At 43.5% G+C, this 19,099-nt stretch carries 27 protein-coding genes and 1 tRNA gene; 4 read left to right on the top strand and 24 right to left on the bottom strand.

Annotated features, from left to right (window positions below; all coding sequences use genetic code 11):
• Positions 1-5: 5 nt before the first annotated feature.
• From ACE418_RS09345 to ACE418_RS09245, 21 genes are all read right to left on the bottom strand, one after another.
• A complete protein-coding gene (locus tag ACE418_RS09345; RefSeq protein ID WP_416450359.1) occupies positions 6-344 on the bottom strand; it encodes a head decoration protein in 339 nt (112 codons plus the stop codon).
• The gene (locus ACE418_RS09340) at positions 344-1,441 is read right to left on the bottom strand and encodes a head maturation protease, ClpP-related (protein ID WP_416450358.1); all 1,098 of its coding nucleotides are present in this window, start codon (positions 1,439-1,441) and stop codon (positions 344-346) included. Before ACE418_RS09340 ends, ACE418_RS09345 begins: the two co-directional genes overlap by 1 nt.
• Positions 1,422-3,041, bottom strand: coding sequence for a phage portal protein (locus ACE418_RS09335; RefSeq protein ID WP_416450357.1), 1,620 nt, complete (start codon positions 3,039-3,041; stop codon positions 1,422-1,424). Before ACE418_RS09335 ends, ACE418_RS09340 begins: the two co-directional genes overlap by 20 nt.
• Before the next feature lie 15 nt (positions 3,042-3,056).
• Positions 3,057-3,296 carry a DUF6148 family protein gene (locus ACE418_RS09330; RefSeq protein ID WP_416450356.1) on the bottom strand — a complete coding sequence of 80 codons (240 nt, stop codon included), beginning with the start codon at positions 3,294-3,296 and terminating at the stop codon, positions 3,057-3,059.
• Positions 3,290-5,233, bottom strand: a complete 1,944-nt coding sequence (locus ACE418_RS09325; protein ID WP_416450355.1) for a phage terminase large subunit family protein — start codon at positions 5,231-5,233, stop codon at positions 3,290-3,292. Before ACE418_RS09325 ends, ACE418_RS09330 begins: the two co-directional genes overlap by 7 nt.
• Positions 5,217-5,732, bottom strand: coding sequence for a hypothetical protein (locus ACE418_RS09320; protein ID WP_416450354.1), 516 nt, complete (start codon positions 5,730-5,732; stop codon positions 5,217-5,219). Before ACE418_RS09320 ends, ACE418_RS09325 begins: the two co-directional genes overlap by 17 nt.
• 548 nt (positions 5,733-6,280) lie before the next feature.
• Positions 6,281-6,754 carry a hypothetical protein gene (locus ACE418_RS09315; RefSeq protein ID WP_416450353.1) on the bottom strand — a complete coding sequence of 158 codons (474 nt, stop codon included), beginning with the start codon at positions 6,752-6,754 and terminating at the stop codon, positions 6,281-6,283.
• The gene (locus ACE418_RS09310; RefSeq protein ID WP_416450352.1) at positions 6,751-7,380 is read right to left on the bottom strand and encodes a hypothetical protein; all 630 of its coding nucleotides are present in this window, start codon (positions 7,378-7,380) and stop codon (positions 6,751-6,753) included. The genes ACE418_RS09315 and ACE418_RS09310 overlap by 4 nt, the downstream gene beginning before the upstream one ends.
• 2 nt (positions 7,381-7,382) lie before the next feature.
• A complete protein-coding gene (locus tag ACE418_RS09305) occupies positions 7,383-7,607 on the bottom strand; it encodes a DUF551 domain-containing protein (RefSeq protein ID WP_416450351.1) in 225 nt (74 codons plus the stop codon).
• A complete protein-coding gene (locus tag ACE418_RS09300) occupies positions 7,604-8,107 on the bottom strand; it encodes a hypothetical protein (RefSeq protein ID WP_416450350.1) in 504 nt (167 codons plus the stop codon). Before ACE418_RS09300 ends, ACE418_RS09305 begins: the two co-directional genes overlap by 4 nt.
• A gap of 12 nt (positions 8,108-8,119) precedes the next feature.
• Positions 8,120-8,539: a RusA family crossover junction endodeoxyribonuclease gene (locus ACE418_RS09295; RefSeq protein ID WP_292017201.1), complete on the bottom strand. Its 420-nt coding sequence runs from the start codon at positions 8,537-8,539 to the stop codon at positions 8,120-8,122.
• Entirely contained in the window at positions 8,487-9,326 is an 840-nt protein-coding gene (locus ACE418_RS09290; RefSeq protein ID WP_416450349.1) for a rolling circle replication-associated protein, read from the bottom strand. The genes ACE418_RS09295 and ACE418_RS09290 overlap by 53 nt, the downstream gene beginning before the upstream one ends.
• A gap of 148 nt (positions 9,327-9,474) precedes the next feature.
• A complete protein-coding gene (locus ACE418_RS09285) occupies positions 9,475-9,669 on the bottom strand; it encodes a hypothetical protein (RefSeq protein WP_416450348.1) in 195 nt (64 codons plus the stop codon).
• The gene (locus tag ACE418_RS09280; RefSeq protein WP_416450347.1) at positions 9,670-10,554 is read right to left on the bottom strand and encodes a DUF3102 domain-containing protein; all 885 of its coding nucleotides are present in this window, start codon (positions 10,552-10,554) and stop codon (positions 9,670-9,672) included.
• Positions 10,555-10,557: 3 nt separating this feature from the next.
• Entirely contained in the window at positions 10,558-12,342 is a 1,785-nt protein-coding gene (locus ACE418_RS09275; RefSeq protein WP_416450346.1) for a PcfJ domain-containing protein, read from the bottom strand.
• Positions 12,343-12,354: 12 nt separating this feature from the next.
• Positions 12,355-12,729 (bottom strand): hypothetical protein, encoded by a 375-nt coding sequence (locus tag ACE418_RS09270; RefSeq protein WP_416450345.1) that lies wholly within the window; start codon positions 12,727-12,729, stop codon positions 12,355-12,357.
• Between the two features lie 129 nt (positions 12,730-12,858).
• A complete protein-coding gene (locus tag ACE418_RS09265; RefSeq protein WP_416450344.1) occupies positions 12,859-13,470 on the bottom strand; it encodes a hypothetical protein in 612 nt (203 codons plus the stop codon).
• Positions 13,439-13,606 (bottom strand): hypothetical protein, encoded by a 168-nt coding sequence (locus ACE418_RS09260; protein ID WP_278967795.1) that lies wholly within the window; start codon positions 13,604-13,606, stop codon positions 13,439-13,441. Before ACE418_RS09260 ends, ACE418_RS09265 begins: the two co-directional genes overlap by 32 nt.
• Before the next feature lie 146 nt (positions 13,607-13,752).
• Positions 13,753-13,962, bottom strand: a complete 210-nt coding sequence (locus ACE418_RS09255; RefSeq protein WP_294001933.1) for a hypothetical protein — start codon at positions 13,960-13,962, stop codon at positions 13,753-13,755.
• Between the two features lie 195 nt (positions 13,963-14,157).
• The gene (locus tag ACE418_RS09250) at positions 14,158-14,550 is read right to left on the bottom strand and encodes a hypothetical protein (RefSeq protein ID WP_416450343.1); all 393 of its coding nucleotides are present in this window, start codon (positions 14,548-14,550) and stop codon (positions 14,158-14,160) included.
• A complete protein-coding gene (locus tag ACE418_RS09245) occupies positions 14,534-14,971 on the bottom strand; it encodes an HNH endonuclease (protein WP_416450342.1) in 438 nt (145 codons plus the stop codon). The genes ACE418_RS09250 and ACE418_RS09245 overlap by 17 nt, the downstream gene beginning before the upstream one ends.
• Before the next feature lie 76 nt (positions 14,972-15,047).
• Between ACE418_RS09245 and ACE418_RS09240 the strand changes: the two genes are divergently transcribed.
• Positions 15,048-15,578 (top strand): hypothetical protein, encoded by a 531-nt coding sequence (locus tag ACE418_RS09240; RefSeq protein ID WP_416450341.1) that lies wholly within the window; start codon positions 15,048-15,050, stop codon positions 15,576-15,578.
• Here the strand turns inward: ACE418_RS09240 and ACE418_RS09235 are convergent.
• Positions 15,546-15,872, bottom strand: a complete 327-nt coding sequence (locus tag ACE418_RS09235; RefSeq protein ID WP_416450340.1) for a hypothetical protein — start codon at positions 15,870-15,872, stop codon at positions 15,546-15,548. The genes ACE418_RS09240 and ACE418_RS09235 overlap by 33 nt on opposite strands.
• 69 nt (positions 15,873-15,941) lie before the next feature.
• The gene (locus ACE418_RS09230; protein ID WP_113856250.1) at positions 15,942-16,157 is read right to left on the bottom strand and encodes a helix-turn-helix transcriptional regulator; all 216 of its coding nucleotides are present in this window, start codon (positions 16,155-16,157) and stop codon (positions 15,942-15,944) included.
• Between the two features lie 184 nt (positions 16,158-16,341).
• Between ACE418_RS09230 and ACE418_RS09225 the strand changes: the two genes are divergently transcribed.
• The 3 genes from ACE418_RS09225 (at position 16,342) to ACE418_RS09215 (ending at position 19,036) form a co-directional block, all read left to right on the top strand.
• Positions 16,342-16,770, top strand: coding sequence for a helix-turn-helix domain-containing protein (locus ACE418_RS09225; RefSeq protein WP_416450339.1), 429 nt, complete (start codon positions 16,342-16,344; stop codon positions 16,768-16,770).
• A gap of 19 nt (positions 16,771-16,789) precedes the next feature.
• Positions 16,790-17,350 carry a hypothetical protein gene (locus tag ACE418_RS09220; RefSeq protein WP_416450338.1) on the top strand — a complete coding sequence of 187 codons (561 nt, stop codon included), beginning with the start codon at positions 16,790-16,792 and terminating at the stop codon, positions 17,348-17,350.
• Positions 17,351-17,425: 75 nt separating this feature from the next.
• Entirely contained in the window at positions 17,426-19,036 is a 1,611-nt protein-coding gene (locus ACE418_RS09215; RefSeq protein ID WP_416450337.1) for a recombinase family protein, read from the top strand.
• On the opposite strand, the gene ACE418_RS09210 is transcribed toward ACE418_RS09215, so the two are convergent.
• Positions 19,023-19,099: transfer RNA gene (locus ACE418_RS09210), tRNA-Arg, on the bottom strand. The genes ACE418_RS09215 and ACE418_RS09210 overlap by 14 nt on opposite strands.

Genomic DNA, 19,099 nt, shown 5'->3' with positions numbered 1-19,099 from the left:
TTTAGTTACACATTGCTAGTCAGATAAATCCCATAATCCCGCAACTGTTCTTCATGCGCAGCTACCGTATCTCCATCTGCTGTTACATGAAGCTGATTGCGGTTGAAGCGTCCTGATACATATACAGTAGCTGTCGTTGCTTTTTCGTCGATGTCATATGCCAAAACCGCATTGGCATTACCATCTTTAGCCGTTGCTGCTGCTGTTTTCCCTGTAATTGTCATGAGCGTGCCTTTTGCCATTGCCGTCCCCGGCGTAATGGTGACATTAGCCATTAGAATTTCTTTTTCTGGCCCGCCATACATTTGTTCATGTGTAAATTTCATTGTCTCCTTGATTGCCATTATTTGACACCTCTCATCTTGTTTGCAGCCGTAACCACATCATTGATATCCTGCATTTTCTGATTTTCTTTGCTCGTTCCCATACCGGCCTTTGGGCTTGGCTTGACCTCCTGACTTCCAGAGCGCATTTGATCCTCAATCAGAGCCCGGATGCTGTCTAAGGCTTCACTTGCTTCGTTCTTCGGTGCTTCGACTGCGTTTACCGCATCAATGAGCGACTTCACATCCGCCGCTGTCTTTCCTTCTTTGATAGCCTGGTCAATGACTGCATTACCATATACATTGTCCGTTTTCAGTGCTTCCAGGCCGGCAATACGTTGTTTTTCTGCCTGGTTTTCCTGCACTGCCGGTTCTGCAGGACTGATGCCTAGTACATTCGCAATTTTTGCTACAAGATCATTATTTTTCATGTGCTTTTTCTCTCCAATCATTTCACAAATCTTCTGGATATCACCATGACCGTGATAAGCAATATCGTTCATGAATAACATGTTGTTCCTGATTTCTGCCGTGACGATATAATCATCAATTTCGTCAATGAAACCGTACGCTTCCGCTTCATCTGCTGTCATCCAGGTCTCATCATCCATCATGTGGCCGATTTCTTCCGCAGTCAGTTCCCCATTGCACTTACTTACATATACGTTGACGATGGTCTGCTTAACTGTATCCAGGATATCTGCCGTCTGGCGCATGTAGTCCGCACCAAAATCACCGAACGCAAACGTTTTCGGATTGTGAATCATGTACAAGGCATTCCGGGGCATGACAATCTTGTCACCCGCACAAGCAATCAGCGTCGCCGCACTGGCGCACATACCGTCGATGTGTACGGTAACGTCACCTGTATACCCTTTCAGCAGGGTATAGATAGTCTGTGCCGCGAATACATCCCCACCACCGGAATTGATACGGACGGTCAGATTCTTCCCGCCACAGGCCTTTAAATCGTTTCGGAACTGTGTGGGGTAGACACTATCATCATCATCGCTGTACCATGGTTTTTGGCTGGCAATGGCTCCGTAAATCAGCAGTTCTGCTGCATTCCCTTCCGCTTCATTGACAAATTTCCAAAATTTATTTATTTTCTCCTTCATTTGTCTTTTTTTCTCCTTTCCCGGCATCCCCAGTTGTTTCATCGCCCCCGGCAATGCCGTATTTCTCAAGCAGCCGTTGTTCATACGCCAGTTGTTCGATATTTTCCTCAAAATCTGTACCGGTCATTTCTGCCGCTTCCCGTTCCCGTGTGCTCAATCCGTATTGCGTGCGCAAAGCGCTGCCGTTTACGTCCTTGAGCGGGTCGAGAATGCTCATTGTCGGTCCATACCAATTGGCATTGCACCAGCACTTCCTGATTAGCGGATCCGTAAAGAATCCTGGCGCCTCAATCCGTCCCATGGCAATCGCTTCAGCAAGCCACATTTCGTATACTGGCTGGCAAAAATCGCGTGCAAACCAGACACGCCGGCGTTTATACTCTTCCCAGGCCTGTAGCAATGCAGCCCTTGAAGCCGAATAGGATGAGGTAAAGTGCTTCATCAACACTTCATACGGCTGTCCAATCGCGCTTCCGACCATTTCCAGCAATTTCGTTGTAAATGTGTCAAAAGTAGACATGCTTCTGGCCGCATCAACACTTTTTACATCTACGCCTCGTGGCAAGGCGTTCATTGTCCCCGGCCCCAATGCATATTCGTCAACATCGATAACGGGCGCCATTGGATCATCATTTCTGGCTGTTCCCAAAATGTCATTTAATGTCGCCCCGCTGGTATTACTTTCTGTAAAAAATAATGCGAAAAATGATTTTACAATAGCTGCGGTAAGTTCTGCTGATGTATATCGGCTAACCTGCTTCAATGTCTCAATTACCGGAGCCAGGTACGGTACACCTCTATACTGCTCCGGCCTGGTATCGTGACATGTCTGTACCATATTCGGCATGCCGCATATATCGCCGAACGCTTTGATACGTACCCAGTCTGCTACCCGTCCTACATCGACTGGATCCCCCGGTACTTTATTGGACACCCAGTATGCAACAACCGCTCCATCCATGTCTATCTCGACTCCGGATATAATTCTATTTCCTGAAGTCGGTGCGGCCATTTCTACAGCATAGGGGCCCATTACCCCATAATAGTCACGCCCCAAAGGATTACTAATCCGATTTCCTTCCAGTAACTGCAACCGCAATGAATATGGATAGTCTTTAGTAGGTGGTTTGCGCCGGAAAAGACAGAAAGCGTCTCCATCTACGAGATACCCCGTATAATTGATATCCTGCAAATCATAGAAGCTGTTGCGATGAGATATATCGCACGCCGTAGATGATGCCCATAAATCAAATTCCTGAGCAGCTTTTCTCGACCAGTCACGCGCTGTCTCGGCATCCATCCCCAGTATCTTGAATTTAGGGCGCGGAAATACATGCAGACCAACGCCTATCGTATGCAAAGCGCTGGTATTGATTGCTGCCGACCCAATTGGCGTATTAATCGCTTGATCTGCACTGCGGTTCCGAAGCGTATACAGATTGGCGTTGATGTCTGCTTTAGACGAATATTTTACTGGCCGGTATGCCTTGAGGATATTACTCTTATGGGACGCCCCGCCCTCCGAATAGCCACTATTGGTAATTTCTTTCGTCGGCATTCTCGCCTTCGCTTTTGATACCATTTTTTTCTTTTTTCTCATGTAGCCTTAGCCCTCCTAACCTAAAAAGACAATTCTTTTGGCTCTTCCTGTTTGTACCGATTCCGTCCCATCTAGCTGGGCACCGCCGGCAATCAAGTCATCAATGGCTGCCCGGATTGTAGATAGATCTGCACGAGTCAGAGTGCGTGTACCAATCGTATATGACTGTCCCATAAGAACCGCTTTTTCTGCTTCCAGATATCGTGCTAATCGTTCATTCTGCACCGTATTGCTCATTCCATCACCACCTACCATATATCAGTTGCTTTGCTTGCTTTTTTTCTTGCTTTTCTTTTTTTCTTTGGCACTTCCAGTCTCGTCTTTACCGATTTTCCTTCTTTGGCTGCAGAAAGTATTTCTGTCATCTGTTCCCAATCGGGATGACAACTGTACATGCATCCCAGGTTATATACCCTCAAATCCAGAGGTTCATTGCGTACACCAGCAGTCGTTTCCCATATTTCACGGATAACGCCATTCTTTTTTATCCGCCGTTTGTGTTCTGAGATAATCCCTTTAAAATACAGTTCGTCATATCCCCGATTTGCTAATCCTGTATCATCTTCATCCAAAGGAAAATGCATATACTGTGGTCCTGGCTGACTGATTGCCAACCGGTTCATGACTTGTTGCTTACCATCGTCTACCCCCAGAATAACAAGCGGAATCGGAGTGTTATGAGCCTTACCTATTTTGTAGTTAAGCGGTATACCAGGACTGTTCGCATACCCTTTAATGGCAAACCGCTGCTTCGCAAAGTTTCGCTCGCAGTATCGGTATACACTGCCTGTATAGTGCCCGCCGGAATCAATAAATGTCCGTAAAATCTTTAGCCCGGTTCCATCAGTAAACGTATAGGTATGGTTTAAGATAGAATCTAATTCATTCCACGTTGATTCCTGGTCCGGCTTGCCTAAAATGATGCCTTTCTTTATCCCCCAGGCTTCTTCACCGCTTCCCCAGCCGCACACTTCATACTCCAACCGGTTGTCCTGTGTATCGACAGCTGCAGTCAGCATAAGCACGCCGTCTGGCAGTTCTGCACCATAGGCTTCTCTTCTCCGCATAAAAATTTCATGATCTTCAAATGCCCCTGGGACTCGATAACTTTCCCCAAATCGGGTATTAACGACAACTTTTTCTCTAGCCGGATCTCCTTTGGCTTCCAGCCATTCGCGCATGATATCGTTCCAACTCAGCCACGGAGACGTAAATGCATTGACAAAAAAACTGCGAATGCCATTTTGCACCGCAGTTTTATTCTTCGCTATATATTTTTGTTTGGCGTTTTTCATCTGTCGTTCGGTAAACTCAAACCCACATTCCGGACATCTCCATTTTACTGATTTTACTACAACATGCTTCGCCCCGTCAGCACTCTGATACTCATCCGCATCAGTAACGATATCAATATACCGTATCAGATGCCATTCTCCACAATTTGGACAGGCATGCTGCCATTCTTCCTGGGTGCCAGCATTGTACTCTAAATCAATGCGACTGCTCCCTTCATTGGTCGGAGTGGAAAAAAGCCCCATAACGCGATTCCAGTATGTCGTCATACGCTTAGCCGCTAAATCGACCGGATCACCTTCTGTTCCGGCGCTATCCGGAAATCTGTCTACTTCGTCCGCAAGCAAAATACGGATGGGGCGGCTTGCCAGGCCGGCCGGACTATTAGCCCCACACATGATAAGCCTTCCGCCCGGAAATATCTTGCTGAGGATTGTATTATTTCCATCGCGGGTTTTTGCGGTCTGGTTATCCTGTTTGCTTTTGACATTGTAGAAAATCTGACTAAGCACCGGCGTATCGCGTATCATGGGAGCAATACGTGATTTACTGTAATCCTGAGCCATATCAATCGTCGGCTGTATCATCATGATAGTGGCCGGATCCAGATGGGCAAACCTACCGATAACATTATTCATGATATCGCTTTTCCCGATTTGTGCCGCCGATTTAACAACGACCCGATGAATACCAGGCTCGGTGAATGCGTTCATGATTTCTCTTTGGTATTCTGCCCGTTCTGTTCTCCATTTCCCAGGCTCTGCTGAGACACCTTGTGATAAATAACGATATGTATCAGCCCATTCACTGACAGACGTCTTTGGCAGCGGCTTTAATCCATGGATAGATGCGTATTTCCATAACTCATTAGCTGTTTTCAGTCTATGTTTCATCATCATCCACCACCTCTTCATCAATAAACAGATCTGGGCTGTATTCGCTCAATTCAGACAGCTTTTCTTCTATCTCGTGTGTCAGAATAGTATAAATCCGCTCTTTTTTCTTCCCTTCCAGCTGAGGAGCCAGTTTTGTCGGTAACCCCAGTAGCTGTGTTCTCAGGTTTGACAGCATTTCTGTCATTACCAATTCAACTGTTTTTGCGCTGTAAGCGTTTCCTTCCATCATGGCCAACTTGAGTTCTGCAATCTCACGTTTGATTTTCTCGTGTTTTGCTTTCTCTTCCATATAATCCAGTTCATCGCCGTCTGTTCCGCCTGTCTGCGTCCGATAATAGTTTTGCAGACTGGCAATTACCAGCACAGCACCATGGTCATCCCGTTCTACTATGCCATCCTGGATCAGCTGGTGTATCCGTGGCTGTGTCAATCCCAGGGCTCTGGCCAATTCTGTTTGTGTAGTTGTCAGCTTTTTCAAGTCCTTCGAGATTTTCACACCCATACTCCATTCTTATATTTTTTATAAAAATTTTTGTTCGCTGAATAAATAAGGCTAATTAATACACATTTTATTATACCCATATTGCATATAAGCCATTAATATTTTTATAAATAAGCCTGAAAAAAGCCAAAAATCTAAGCGCTTTTTGGGCGCCGCGGTCGCGCAAGCGTTTATTGTTAACCCAAAGGACCCGCAATTTTTCACTATTTCTATGCAATATGGTTATCGAAACACGCGTCTCCTGCTCCCTTGTCGTACAGGTCCGTGGTTTAATGCTGTCCGGTTGTCAGGTGCATGCCGCTTGTACAAGAACGACAAACATCGCTCTCTATGTAGGATGATATGAGTTGCCATACATATACCATGCTTGTTATGAGCACAACGATAGTTATTACAGTCTACTCTCATAACCATCCCTCCGTTCCCGCAAGCTGGGTATAAAAAGAAGGAAGCCATCGCAGGCTTCCTTCCTCATCCTTTATTTACACCATACATTATATCACATTGAAAGCGGGGATAAACGGGGATAAACGGGGGTATTTGTAATTTTATTTTCTTGATTTGTAAAAATCCGAATGAACCAGAATTTTGTAGAAACTTTCCAGAGCAATTTCATGCAGCTCTTTCCGGGTATATGCCTCAGAGTATTTCATGAATCTCGCTATTTCTCCCCAACTCCTCTGATTCACATACCGTTCAATCAATAATGTCCGCAATCGTACTTCGATAATATCATCAATCATCTGCATGAGTACATTCCGCTTCTTTATCAGCTCCTGGATTTTATGCTGTTGCTCATCCCGCAATTTCAAATAGTGGTTGATATTCTCTGCATTCCATCCGTACTTTTTCGTACCGTGGGCCGGGGCCAGGGAAATCTGCGATGTCAGATGTCCGTTCCCCATTCCCCCCACCACCATTTTCCATTCCTTTTCAATCGCATACTTGCGTGCTTCAATCTCACCTCCAATAGTCCCTAACTGCTCTAAATACGTCTTAGCTATCAATTGCTCATTAGTCATATGTTTTCATCTCTCTTCCTTGCTTTTCCTGTTATCATATTAATTCCCCACTTTGGGCCGACTTTTATTTTCCCATTCTGCTTTTCGTATTCTGTCAGGATATCATAGCCAATGCCACATTCCTTTTTCATGATGGCCATAAAATCGTAGATGGTGATTCTCAATGCTTCATCACGTAATGCATAGGCATATCCATATAGGCGCCTGGATAATCTCTGCAACTGGTCCGCATCAAACCGGAAATGCTGAATGAGGATATGATAGGTAATCACAACGGCTCCTAAAATTACGTTATGAATCCGGTCTTTGTATTCCCTGCCGTTAATCTTATTCCTCCGCATCAACCCAGACGATGCCAATGGCAGGACTTTCACGGCATACCTCCGGTCCATTTCTTTATTGTCGTATCCATATTTCGCTATGCACTGTATCCATTCCCGTAAATTCATTTCCTTTTCCGGCAGTTCATTCCAGTATTTTACGATTCGCTCCATACGTTTTTGGCCAAAGCCGAATTCATCGTGAAGAGCCATGAAAAGAAGCGTTTCTGAAAACTGGGCTCCTGCATCTTCATAGATCCACAAATGTTGTTCATGTTCATACGCTTTTATGCTGGCAGCGATCATAGTCATTTCCCCTTTCCTTCCAATTTTCTTTCACGTGGAATCATGGGAATCGGTGCCCAGTACTGCACTTCATTCAGCCTGACAGGTCTGGAACATTCGTCGATGATCCAATAATCTTTGCGGAATTGCCCGACAGCCACCACCGGTTTCACGGCCTGTACATGCATAGCTACCAGCACTCTGTCTTCCGGATCCGGCATACAATCTCTGACATCTACCCATCTCATTTCTTCATCACTCCTCTCCGGCTGTCAATCACTTCTGCATCCTGTATCGTCTTGTCATCAAACAGCTGCATCTGTGCCCGCTTTCCTTTAGCATATAGAGACGCTTCAACCGTCAGCTTATCAACAGCTGCCGTCAGTTCCATGTTCTGTTGAGGTGCCAACCAGTCCGTAACAATATTGCAGAATCCCATATAATCCCACAACATTGTTCCCGTCAGTTTGTATGCTTTAATGACAGTCTTCCCCTGCCGGTCCTCACCATATTTGATATTGCATTTGTGAAAATCAAATTCCAGCCATGTTTCTTCATCGTTATAGGCAGGATTTACCCGCTGAAAGGCTATATTGATGGCGCTCCATATATCCAGCATTTCCGGCCTTGGTAATTCTACACTTGTCAACGTGTATTTATCTACAATCCCATCCCGGTCCTTCAAATAGGATATGTTGATTTTTGTCCCATTTTTTCCTACCTGCTTGCTAATATCGGTAATCAGCATGGTACTCCCCTCCTATCGGTTCCATAGCATCAGTGTCCATCTCTTCAGTTCCTTAAAGAATTCATCCGCATCAGCTGGCTCGAATAACAGCACTTCCACTCTGGGGTTCATCGCATCGATATAAAATTCATCAATGAATCCCATGATTTGTGTCCATCCGTCATTTTCCAGCACATTCATTTCCTGCAGGCTGTCCAGTATGAACTTTTTGGCCATGGCAATATTGTCTTTATCCCGGCGCCGGTTTGGCTCATACCACCGGAAGACAGGCATACATTTTGCCAGCATCTTTCCTCTGATTGGCAAGGCTCCCAGTCTGCAAATATAGTGGGCATCCCGGCTCACTCTGCTTCCTTTATAGACATTCGAACGATTGGCTTTAACATATTCGTTCAGCCCGGGAAGAGTGGCCGGAATTGTGATTTTTAGCATAGGTTATATCCCTCCTCATTTTTACGGTAATATGCCATCCCGCATCAGTGGTAAATACGGCGCTGGCTTCCGTCAACAGGTATCCCGGATATAATTTTTGCCATACGTCCGGGCAGTCTGTCTGGCTTGTCAGGCTGATCAGCTTTTTCCGGCTGTACCGGTAATCATTTTTCCGTACAACTGGCTTTTTCAAATTTTTGCTGGGATGCCATTTCTTTTTCCCCGTCAGCCCTTTTGTCAGATATCTGGCTAATGCCTCCAGGCCATATTCATCAGGCTGCAGCTTATCCACATTCACCATTCCCAGTTTTCGTCCCTTATGCTCTCCTTTTTTCCGGGGAGCTCTCCATAAATCAGCCACCATATCCCGGTCAAGCATCCCGTCCATGATAATGTGATGATGGATTCTTGTAGGCCGTCCATCCTCTTTCGTCCGGTATTCCGTGACAATGATATATCGTGGTGATGGCAGACCCTCTTTTTTTCTCCTGGCCTTAATCCGTCTCATGTAGTTTGTCACATTTTTCTCTGCTTCTTCTACAGTCGATGGCATGCACGCCCTGGCATAGGTAGCATGGATGCAGAAATCATTTTCTCCAAAATTCGTATTCACGAGCTGGATGAAATATCTGCGTGCATTTTTATTGTTCTGGGCAATCTGTTTCATAGTCGATGCATTTTTCCGTTTATCCGGCTTACCTTTTAGATGCATGTTGGTCATCTCAAACAGATCCATCTCTATGTAGTTTTCTCCACATATGGTTTTCTTTTCTCTCACAAAACTCATACTTGGTTGTCCCTCCTATGATTATTTTGCAACGTCGATATCTTAATTCCCATTACAAGCCCGCAAAGAGGCCGACACCTCTAAAAAATTTCACTTTCCCATATAATTATGTATATATAACTGAGACTACCTACTGCAGTATCTGGTTCTACTTATCACTTTCAATTCGTAATCCCAGATACTGCAATTGGTCATTGGATAAATCTTTAAAATAATGTTCTTCCCCGTTCTTCAAAACGAACCGGTAATATGCATGATTATTTTCCTTCAGGCAGACATGTTCTCTGATTCCTACCTCATGGATCCGATTCAATACCCATGTCTCGAATTCATTCCTGTTCATTTATAAAAACTCTCCCAACTTTTCCAGCATTTTTTGTGCCGCACTCATATATCTTGTACGTTTTTCATTGTCTGTAATATTTTCGATGTCTGACAGCATCGCATTGAACGCGTTCTGTATGATTTTCATGTGTGCTGTAAATTTCATCCGGTCTTCATCTGTACTGGCTGCTTCCAGTACGTGTATTTTCTTCTTTAACTTTTCAATTTCTTTCTGGCCTGCATCGGATATCGCTGGCCTGGCTTCTAATTCCAGTACACGTTTCTGCAGTACATCCCGTTCACGTTCTGCGGCTGTCAGTCGTTCGTCATACAAATCAGATTGTTCCGCATTCCGGGCTTTATCCTCAGCCTGCAATGCCCGGTTTTCCGCTTCCTTTAATTTTTCTTTCGCTTCCCATGCGCGTTTTTCTGCATCTATTGCCCGGTCTTCCGCTTCCTTTCGGGCTTTGATTGCTTCCTGCAATTCCCGCGTAGACATGCTGGCCACATCATTTTCCTTGACGAATTCTTCCCGTTCTGCATCTGTCGGCAGTGACAAAAGCGCCAGCGCCTGCGTATATGACAATTCTTCAAATACATTGGGCGCACCGGATGCAAATAAACTGTCCATTTCCGTCATCCCGAATTTGTCGCCGTATTGGTCATATACCCGCATCAGGTTCTGGGCTGTACGTTCGGAATAATTCACATTATCTTGCAGCCATTTCCCCCAGGCGCCATGGTCAATCATGTCTTTGGCTTCAGTCAATCTCTTTCCGATTTCAATAGACGACGCCAGCATGATTTTCTGCGTCTGCCTTTTTATCGTGTTTATTTCCGTGGCAATCGTATCCGCTGTCCGGACACCGATGGCCGTACTTTCTACATTGATGATATCTGTCATCCTCTATGCACCTCTTTTTATACGTTTGGGTTGTAAAATTTCTTTTTCATATTGTTGGACAAAAGCATATACAGCCGTCCCAGCCTGGGCTGGTTCATTGTTTTTTGTCCGGCACTGCATGATTTGATTGTCGCGTACTTCCATCGTGTAAAATACGTCATCCGGCGCTGCTTTTTGCCGTACAGCCAGGATTGTGGTATCGCCTTTGGCATGTGAATCGGTATATGTTGCTACACAGTTATGGTTGACAGCTCCTTCCCGTATGAATTCTTCAACAGTCTGCAACGGCCGGATGAAAAACAGATCCGAATGGAAGCAGTACGACTGCAGTTTCTTATTCCGTTCTTCCAGCATCGCTACCTGCTGTTCTGCATACTGCCGGTGCCGTCTTTCGATATCGGCCCTCATCTTTAGCCGGACCGCTTCTGATGAATGCCGATGCGCTTCGTATAAATCACGTGGCCGGAGATACTGCCGGTCTGTCAGATCATATCCCAGTTCTTTGATTTCCTTGTAATAGTCCAAATAATCACAGATGCAGGCTCTAAGAGATAGGCCCGGCTTCCCATGTTCACGCGTCATCTTATCGAACTGCTTTTCACAATACATGATAATCTGATGAGCCGATGGCAGATTCTTGTCATTCAGTAAGCCGTTATCCTTCATGCTCGAGTAAGCGCCTTGCATCATACTGGCTTCTTCCAACGTACATCGCTTCCCGGTCTGTTGCATAACCGTTAACATATTCAATGCGTTCACTGACATAGGGGTATGTTCTTCCTGTAGTTCATAGAGATGTTTCTTTTCCCTCTTTGTCAGCACAAACCGTATCATCTGTTTAGGAGATTTATACTGTTGCCACTTGATAGCTGGATAGGTGCTCTGGCCATGTATCTTACGCAAGACGCACCCAATCAGCCCGCCTTTAACCATATATTCGATTTGCGGGAACCGGGAATATAAATCCAGATATGCCACTGATACGTATGCATACTCTGCTCCCTCAGACCATCCTTCATAATAATTCCGGAAATATTTCACCGCACAATATCGCCAGGCTGATGTCTGACATATATCATCCAGGCTATCCCAATCTACATAATCGATTAATCCACGGTCTGCCCATTTATATACATCGCCTGGTCCTATGTGTTCTACCCGGTTCCACGGGGTACCGATGCCATCGTCTCCTGCTGAATACCAGAACGGCGTTTTAAACTGTCCGCCGGCATAATCCACGTCCCGGCAATAATAGATTGTTCCTTTGCCAATTTCCATCCGCATCATCCCGACAACATATGCTATCGGCCGGACATTCCGGTATCCCTGATCCATAGGCAGATACGCTACTACATTTTTTGCCAGGATAACATCTTTATTCTTCCGGCTCCGGGAAAAGAATGTCACATAGGTTCCTAATACTTTATTCATCATGCCCTTGCCAGCGTATATCAGCTGATGCTCTTTATGGCAATACGGGCAGCTATATCGTTTGAATGGATACCATGTATCCATTTTTTCTATCGTCCAGTTATCCGGAATCCGGAAGGAATGATGACAGAACGTACAATATCCAAATCTCGTCTTATTGGTTACCGCATGACCATTGGTATTTCTCAGTTCCGGATGTTGATTCAGATATTCTTCTTTGGCCATAGCTCCACGGGTGACACAGATATACTGACTGTCCATCGTATGAGTGAGGATCCAATGTAATTCTTTCTTTGAACATTGAAATGAGTAAAATTCATTTTCCAGTTCTGAAGGCGTGATTTCATATGCTTTCATTTCATCCACCTCCTATAACAGGTCATCAATATCAAGTGTTACCCGTTTCGGTTCATTATGTGTTACCGGATGTACGGTCTGGCCAGGCATGCACCGTTCGACATCCTGTGCCGATAATAATGGCTGCACGATTCTACCACCAAAATGGAAATAGTCATACAGGTCTTCCATCGTTGCCACTCCGACATTATTTTTCTGGTTTTTCCTGGCCCGTTCCCGCATGAAATCCATGCATCCCTTCAAAGTAAGGTCATCTGTTATTTTTTCGGATTCTTCCGGATGCTCTTTTATGTAATAGATAGCCGTCTGCCCTATCATCCGGATACAGGCATCCGTGCTGTTATCATATTCATTCTGCCAACGTTCTATGATTTGATTCATATCCATGTAAATCAGCCCTTTTTGCATTAAAATAAATTTTGTATTACCCAAATCGTTAATGAAATAAGTCCATACCAGAAGGCAAATGTCAGTACTCCCATACACGCCAGCCGTAATCTGATATGTTTTATTCCGTTATTGTCTTTCTTGCCAGAGCAAATCTTTTGCATGATCAATCAGCTTCCTTACATACAACAGGTTAATCGGGTGCCGGTTCCTGTTGTTCCTATTTTTTCCTAGTTCCATGTGCTCCAACCGCTGTTCTAATTCTGCAACGCTTGTGACCTGTTCAATTCCCATGGCCTTACTTTGCAGATATTCTGTCGTGCAGCCTAAACTATTCATCCAATCACCAGAAAAATAAATAATATCGCATCGGCATAGCAGTTCTAATGTGTACATCAGCCCGATAGGATAAGGAGTAGTTTCATAATCATTGCGTACAGCGTGGATGGGTGAAAATACAGCAATCTGCGGAAATTTTAACTGCAGTTCCATTGCAATCCTGTCCGCATCCATGGCGTTCGATTCTTTGCCCCCATATGGATGAGATAAATATAAAGCAAGCATCAAATATCCTCCTATATCAACGAACGAAGTCCCCGGCATAATCTGACGGCCAATTTCATTCCTACTTTTGCCAGGATGAACACCAAGAATAACTGCATCCCCAGGAAAATTCCAATAGATTGCCGGATAGTGTTCATGACCTCTCTCATAATGCTCCTCCTGCTGCCGGCACATCATCCGCAACCAGTTTCGTATTTGCCGCTTCCCGCTGTTCTTCTTCATGCCTCTTTTTCTGCCATTCCCGGAATTTCCTCATATTTTCCGGATTGCGATAAAATTCCACTATTTTTTCTGCCAGTGTTGTCGTATACATTCCAATTCCTCCTTTTATTTCTACATCTATCTTGCAATGCAAATTCATATCGTGTTATAATGAATCAACAATTTTATAGGCCTGCCGGTAAAATAGCTCCTGGCAGGACATTGGCTCTGTGTTCCAGCACAGAGCCTTTTCTATTTCTACGACATAATGATGACGGCCATACCAAAGGATCCAAGAAACGCGGCTGCTCCCAGCCCTGCCTTGATAATTTCTCCCGCCGTTAACGGGTCGCCATAATCTTCGGCGTATGTTTCTCTGATGCGGTCCTCCAGCATTTGCTGCCGGCGCATCTGGATCTGATACAGTTCGTAGTTGCTGTTTACCCAGGCCGGTATATCTGTTGTCATAAGAAGTCCCCCTTTTTGACGATGATTCCATTTTGAAGTTGTACCGTTTTTCCATCCCAGTGATGAGATGTGTAATAGTGCATCATGGCTTTTGGCCATCTGACACGATATACACCGTCCGCATTCCGCTTCCGGCGTGTAATAATCCGCTTAGGATTCCCAAATTCTTTAATAAAGTCCGACAACGTATACATCTCATCGCTCCTTCTGTACCTTGATGCATTCTGCATCCGTGACTGTAAAAAAATTCGGCTTATATTCCGGATGTGCATTCAGCCAGTCGATAAAGCATGTTTTAATAGCTTCATCCAGTTCGTCTTGGTCATCTTTCGTGACATTATCCAGCCATCCGATGCTATAGTCATCGGCTTCTTCGTATGCCTGTTCCTGCAACTGATAGAATAATTCGTCTGCAATACTGATGACCGGCTGGAATCGTTCTACTTGTCCAACCCATACTGTCGAAACATCTTCCAGTCTGGCTTCTTGCATAGCTTCATCCAAGGCGTCCTCTTTACTATCAAAGAAGATGCCATTATAGTTTTCTTCATCCCCTAATGCGTATGTCCATTTATTCGTTGCTTCCATTACCGCACCGCCTTTCAAAATAAAAAACAACTTTATTTTCTTTTTCTTCTATCAGCCCATATTTCAAGGCCAATCGATAAATATATACTTTTTTGAGTCGTCCCTGGACCTTTTCCAGTTCATCGCGAAACCGGTCAATAGTCATAGTACCTTTGTAAAAATTGCACATCCGGCAGGCTGGATTATAATTTTCCAGTTCATCCGCACCTCCTACGGAATGCGCCTCGATATGATCCACCTGCATATCCTTGTATGCAAGTGGTGCCCCACAGTAGGCACAATGGCCACCAAACTTTTCATACACCTGTTGTCTAATAGCTTTCGGAATCGGTTTATGTCTCCGTTCCCGTTCTCTGGCTTTTTGTTCCCGTTGTCTGGCCTGCGCATCTTCCCAGTGTCGGGCAAGTTCTTCATCGGTCATTTTGTCACCTCCTTTTTATCTCCTTTCCGTTTTCTTTCCCTCCGTGTTATACTCATATCAACGGGAGGCGAATACAATGCTTGAGGAAACGAATACAATGCTTGAAATTGTTTTTACTGGAATTGGTTCAGCCATTTTCAGCATAGTGGTATATTTTTATAAAAATTGGCGTAAAACCGTGAATAAGGATAAACAAATATATCAAAATTACCTTTGGTGGATTCAGCTAAATAATGAAATAATTAAAAACATGAAGCACAGTCAGTCAACCATTGAAAACTCTTGCTCCCAATTTCATCTTCTTGAACCCTACACGTTAAATTACATCGAAATTTTTGATGATTCTCTACGTGTACAAATGCTTGCTTATGACATATTGATTCAAGGGGCATTGGTAAAAAAAGGAATTTCCTCCACTGACTTAAATCAATTAGAATTTGAATCACAATCTATTCATCATACCCTTTCCCAACGCATAAAATTTATTGATGAATATATTGGCAAATTTGCTGTTTCAAGCTTTATTTTGTTCTTTGCATTACCCCCTTTAATCAAGATCATTGCCAACAAATACTTAATCAGGAGTAATACCGGCAATAAAAAATAATATGAATCCAAAAACGATCATCCCGCTTAAACCTGCTAATGGTGTTATCCAATCTCCACCAATTACGGCCTTATATCCGGCATCTATGAGCAGTGCAAAAAGGCAACACCATAAGATATATAAAAGGCAACTATTTTCTTTCTGAAATCCTTGTATGTATAGCAGTCGGTATATTTTTTCAAATCTTTTCTTCTCTTCCTGGCTAAGCGTTCCCTTACAGTACTCTTGATATTGCCTCAGAAGTTCTTTTTGAGCCTCGTTCATGCGAGGCTCTTTTTCATTCACCATGTCCATGTCCTCACCTCTTTAATCACTTCAAAATAATTCCTTCCATGTTTTCCCTTCTCTCTAGTACTGCCTGATTTAGGCAACTTTATTGCCTTCGGTAGCAAACAAAACTTCTAAAGGAGTATCCACCCCTAAAAAATCCTTTATTTTTTTTGCTAATGCAAGGCTAATGTCGCTTTTGCCTGTCAACTTATCAGATATTGTAGACAATGCTAATCCCAATGCTTTAGCTAAATCTATTCGTCTGATATTTTTTCTTTTTAATTCTGCTTCTAAATTCGGATAATACATTTTTTCACCTCCTTATATCGCCTGTATTAACGAAAATTCGTTAACTTTAATTATATTATATTTGAATTTTCGTTAATGTCAATATGTATTTACGAATATTCGTTAATTTATATTGATTTTTCGGTATTCTAATGCTATGATATGTTTAGAAATAGGTTGTTCAATTTAAGGTGGAGTGATAATTGTGACTATAGAAGATAAATTAAAATCATTAATTTTATCAAAGCATAAAAGTTTAAGAGACTTTTGTATTACAATTAATATTCCTTATTCCACTATGACTAGCATCCTTAAACGTGGAGTCGATAATGCAAGTATTAGTAATATTATTAAAATTTGCAGTTATTTTGGCATTAGCGTAGATGAACTTTCAAAAGGTAATATTGTTCCAATCTCTTTAGTTACCTCTCCATCCCTCATTTCAGAGTATACTGAGCAAGAAAAAAAACTAATAATTGAATTCCGTATGCTATCGCCAGAAGCTCAATCATCAGTATGCGATTTTATCAAATTTAAATTGGCCTCAGAATCTACAAAAAAAAAGCCCGAAAAAGATAACTTGATGGTAGCAGAATCCCAGTTACCTTATGACGGTAAAAAAACAGATGTATGAAAAAAAGGAGTTGATTCTTATGAAAAAATCAAAACTGGCAGCTGCTCTATTGTGTGCAGTCATCGTGACGATTTCAGTTGCGGGATGTGGATCCGACACCGGAAAATCATCACCACAGCCTAAGACGACGCAAAGCGACGTAGCGATGCCTGAATATCAGGCAATCACAACAGATAAAAAATCTAACAAAGTTGCTTACTTAGCTGTTATCAAAGATGCTCCAGTATCGGAAGCGCAGTTGGAAAAAGTTGGCAATGCGCTGTTTACGACAGCTCAATCCACTACTGGCGCTAAGAATGTATTCGTTAATTTTTCTGATACAGATGTAGCTGGAGTTCCATACTCATATGGAAGCATGCAAACCGTAAACGGAAAAGTAACAAAGAACATTCGTGTGGATAAAGACTGGGATAATAAGCCCAGTGAGAATGATTATAAGGTATACATACTTTACACTAAATTTCTGCAAAACAATCCCAATGGAACTTATGATGATTTCGTAAGCAGCTATTCTGGCGCTCCGTCCGCAGCAGATGCAAAAACTTCTATAGAAAAAGTCCATAATTGGGTAAATAAATAGTTTCTGTCAAAATAAAAAAATCCCCGTTTTCTGCTCTAACAGGAAACGGGGGTGCCAGCAGCATTGGCGTACTGCATGGCAAGTGTAAATCTTGTGTTTGCTTGGGCTGATTTACGTATTTATTATACCATAATCAGCCTTGTTTTAGAAAGAAGGACTGATTATATTATGACAAAAAATGCAGTTATTTACGCCCGCTTCAGCAGTGACAAACAGCGGGAAGAATCCATTGATGGCCAGATTCGTGAATGCCGGGCCTTTGCAGAGGCCAATGAAATCAATATTATCAATACCTATATCGACCGGGCCATGTCTGCCCGCACGGATCAGCGCCCGTCATTCCTGCAAATGGTCAAAGACAGTGCCAAACATCTATTTGACTATGTAATCGTTTATCAGCTCGATAGATTTTCCCGCAGTCGCTACGATTCGGCCATATATAAACACCGCCTCAAGAAAAATGGAGTCAAAGTATTGTCGGCCAAGGAAAATATCAAAGATGATCCCAGCGGAATCCTTCTGGAGTCCGTTATTGAAGGTATGGCCGAATATTACAGTGCCGAATTATCCCAAAAAGTCAAACGGGGAATGACGGAAAATCTCCTTGAAGGCAAGTGGATTGGTGGCATTGTTCCCTTTGGCTATGAACTCACATCGGAAAATAAACTGGCCATCAGTCCCACAACAGGCCATCTGGTTTCCGAAATCTATGATAAGTACTTATCAGGTGTAAAAACGACAGATATTTTGAGCAAATTAAATAGCTTGGGTATCAAAACCCAGAGAGGATGCAACTTCACGCGCAACAGCCTGAACCGCATCCTCAAGAATCAGATCTACACGGGAACATTTACCTGGGCCGGTACATCCTATCCTGATTATGCCCCGGCACTCATCACACAGGAGCAATATACAGCTATGCAGAATTTATTTGAATCTCGCAAACGAAAAAGCAATACCGCCCGCCGCGTGTCACCCCAGTATGCCCTGACAGGGAAAATCTACTGTGGCACGTGCGGACTTCCCATGACCGGATATTGTGGCAAGAGTCATACAGGCACCACGTACTACTATTACCAATGCTCTTCCAAAAATAATAAATCAGAAAAAGCTGCGCGGTCTCAGATTGCCTGTGATGCCAAAAACATAAGCCGTGACAAGCTGGAAAAATTAGTCCTTGATACCACTATCAACATACTCAAAAACAAAGACGCCGTAAAATGCATTGCAGACCAGTGTATGGCCATCCAAAAGGCCGAACTGGAACATAAGCCGGCGGAACAACTGCGCCTGGAATCTCAAATCAAAGATATTGAAAAACGATTAAAAAACAGCGTAAAAGCCGTTGAAAACGGCCTTATCTCCCAAACCATAACAAACAATATTGAGACCTATGAAAAACAGCTCACAGATCTAAATGCGCAACTTGACGGCCTTAAATTAGACACTCATATTATCCCAATTACTGAAGAAGCGGTCGTCTATTATCTGAACCAGCTGACAGAACGGGCAAATAAAAAAGACGGATATAGCCTCGATACCTTCGATGACTTCATCCGTCGTGTCGTAGTGACTGGAAAGCGTGTAGACATATATTATAACTACACTGCAGTTCCCAATATACTCGAAAACCCCGCAGTCAAAATGCTGCGGGGTTCGAGTGAAGATTGTTTGGTGACCCGGTAGGGATTCGAACCCTAGACCTACTGATTCGTAGTCAGTCACTCTATCCAGCTGAGCTACCGAGTC

The organism is Megasphaera jansseni, from assembly GCF_047974155.1.
Lineage (GTDB): Bacteria > Bacillota > Negativicutes > Veillonellales > Megasphaeraceae > Megasphaera.
The sequence above is the reverse complement of the archived record's forward strand: the minus strand, read 5'-3'. Positions and strand labels throughout refer to the sequence as shown.

Excerpts from the sequence above, each read along its gene's own strand:
- ACE418_RS09345 (WP_416450359.1), bottom strand. The coding sequence starts at position 344 with ATGGCAATCAAGGAGACAATGAAATTTACACATGAACAAATGTATGGC.
- ACE418_RS09340 (WP_416450358.1), bottom strand. The coding sequence starts at position 1,441 with ATGAAGGAGAAAATAAATAAATTTTGGAAATTTGTCAATGAAGCGGAA.
- ACE418_RS09335 (WP_416450357.1), bottom strand. The coding sequence starts at position 3,041 with ATGAGAAAAAAGAAAAAAATGGTATCAAAAGCGAAGGCGAGAATGCCG.
- ACE418_RS09330 (WP_416450356.1), bottom strand. The coding sequence starts at position 3,296 with ATGGTAGGTGGTGATGGAATGAGCAATACGGTGCAGAATGAACGATTA.
- ACE418_RS09325 (WP_416450355.1), bottom strand. The coding sequence starts at position 5,233 with ATGATGATGAAACATAGACTGAAAACAGCTAATGAGTTATGGAAATAC.
- ACE418_RS09320 (WP_416450354.1), bottom strand. The coding sequence starts at position 5,732 with ATGGGTGTGAAAATCTCGAAGGACTTGAAAAAGCTGACAACTACACAA.
- ACE418_RS09315 (WP_416450353.1), bottom strand. The coding sequence starts at position 6,754 with ATGACTAATGAGCAATTGATAGCTAAGACGTATTTAGAGCAGTTAGGG.
- ACE418_RS09310 (WP_416450352.1), bottom strand. The coding sequence starts at position 7,380 with ATGATCGCTGCCAGCATAAAAGCGTATGAACATGAACAACATTTGTGG.
- ACE418_RS09305 (WP_416450351.1), bottom strand. The coding sequence starts at position 7,607 with ATGAGATGGGTAGATGTCAGAGATTGTATGCCGGATCCGGAAGACAGA.
- ACE418_RS09300 (WP_416450350.1), bottom strand. The coding sequence starts at position 8,107 with ATGCTGATTACCGATATTAGCAAGCAGGTAGGAAAAAATGGGACAAAA.
- ACE418_RS09295 (WP_292017201.1), bottom strand. The coding sequence starts at position 8,539 with ATGCTAAAAATCACAATTCCGGCCACTCTTCCCGGGCTGAACGAATAT.
- ACE418_RS09290 (WP_416450349.1), bottom strand. The coding sequence starts at position 9,326 with ATGAGTTTTGTGAGAGAAAAGAAAACCATATGTGGAGAAAACTACATA.
- ACE418_RS09285 (WP_416450348.1), bottom strand. The coding sequence starts at position 9,669 with ATGAACAGGAATGAATTCGAGACATGGGTATTGAATCGGATCCATGAG.
- ACE418_RS09280 (WP_416450347.1), bottom strand. The coding sequence starts at position 10,554 with ATGACAGATATCATCAATGTAGAAAGTACGGCCATCGGTGTCCGGACA.
- ACE418_RS09275 (WP_416450346.1), bottom strand. The coding sequence starts at position 12,342 with ATGAAAGCATATGAAATCACGCCTTCAGAACTGGAAAATGAATTTTAC.
- ACE418_RS09270 (WP_416450345.1), bottom strand. The coding sequence starts at position 12,729 with ATGGATATGAATCAAATCATAGAACGTTGGCAGAATGAATATGATAAC.
- ACE418_RS09265 (WP_416450344.1), bottom strand. The coding sequence starts at position 13,470 with ATGATGTGCCGGCAGCAGGAGGAGCATTATGAGAGAGGTCATGAACAC.
- ACE418_RS09260 (WP_278967795.1), bottom strand. The coding sequence starts at position 13,606 with ATGTATACGACAACACTGGCAGAAAAAATAGTGGAATTTTATCGCAAT.
- ACE418_RS09255 (WP_294001933.1), bottom strand. The coding sequence starts at position 13,962 with ATGACAACAGATATACCGGCCTGGGTAAACAGCAACTACGAACTGTAT.
- ACE418_RS09250 (WP_416450343.1), bottom strand. The coding sequence starts at position 14,550 with ATGGAAGCAACGAATAAATGGACATACGCATTAGGGGATGAAGAAAAC.
- ACE418_RS09245 (WP_416450342.1), bottom strand. The coding sequence starts at position 14,971 with ATGACCGATGAAGAACTTGCCCGACACTGGGAAGATGCGCAGGCCAGA.
- ACE418_RS09240 (WP_416450341.1), top strand. The coding sequence starts at position 15,048 with ATGCTTGAGGAAACGAATACAATGCTTGAAATTGTTTTTACTGGAATT.
- ACE418_RS09235 (WP_416450340.1), bottom strand. The coding sequence starts at position 15,872 with ATGGACATGGTGAATGAAAAAGAGCCTCGCATGAACGAGGCTCAAAAA.
- ACE418_RS09230 (WP_113856250.1), bottom strand. The coding sequence starts at position 16,157 with ATGTATTATCCGAATTTAGAAGCAGAATTAAAAAGAAAAAATATCAGA.
- ACE418_RS09220 (WP_416450338.1), top strand. The coding sequence starts at position 16,790 with ATGAAAAAATCAAAACTGGCAGCTGCTCTATTGTGTGCAGTCATCGTG.
- ACE418_RS09215 (WP_416450337.1), top strand. The coding sequence starts at position 17,426 with ATGGCAAGTGTAAATCTTGTGTTTGCTTGGGCTGATTTACGTATTTAT.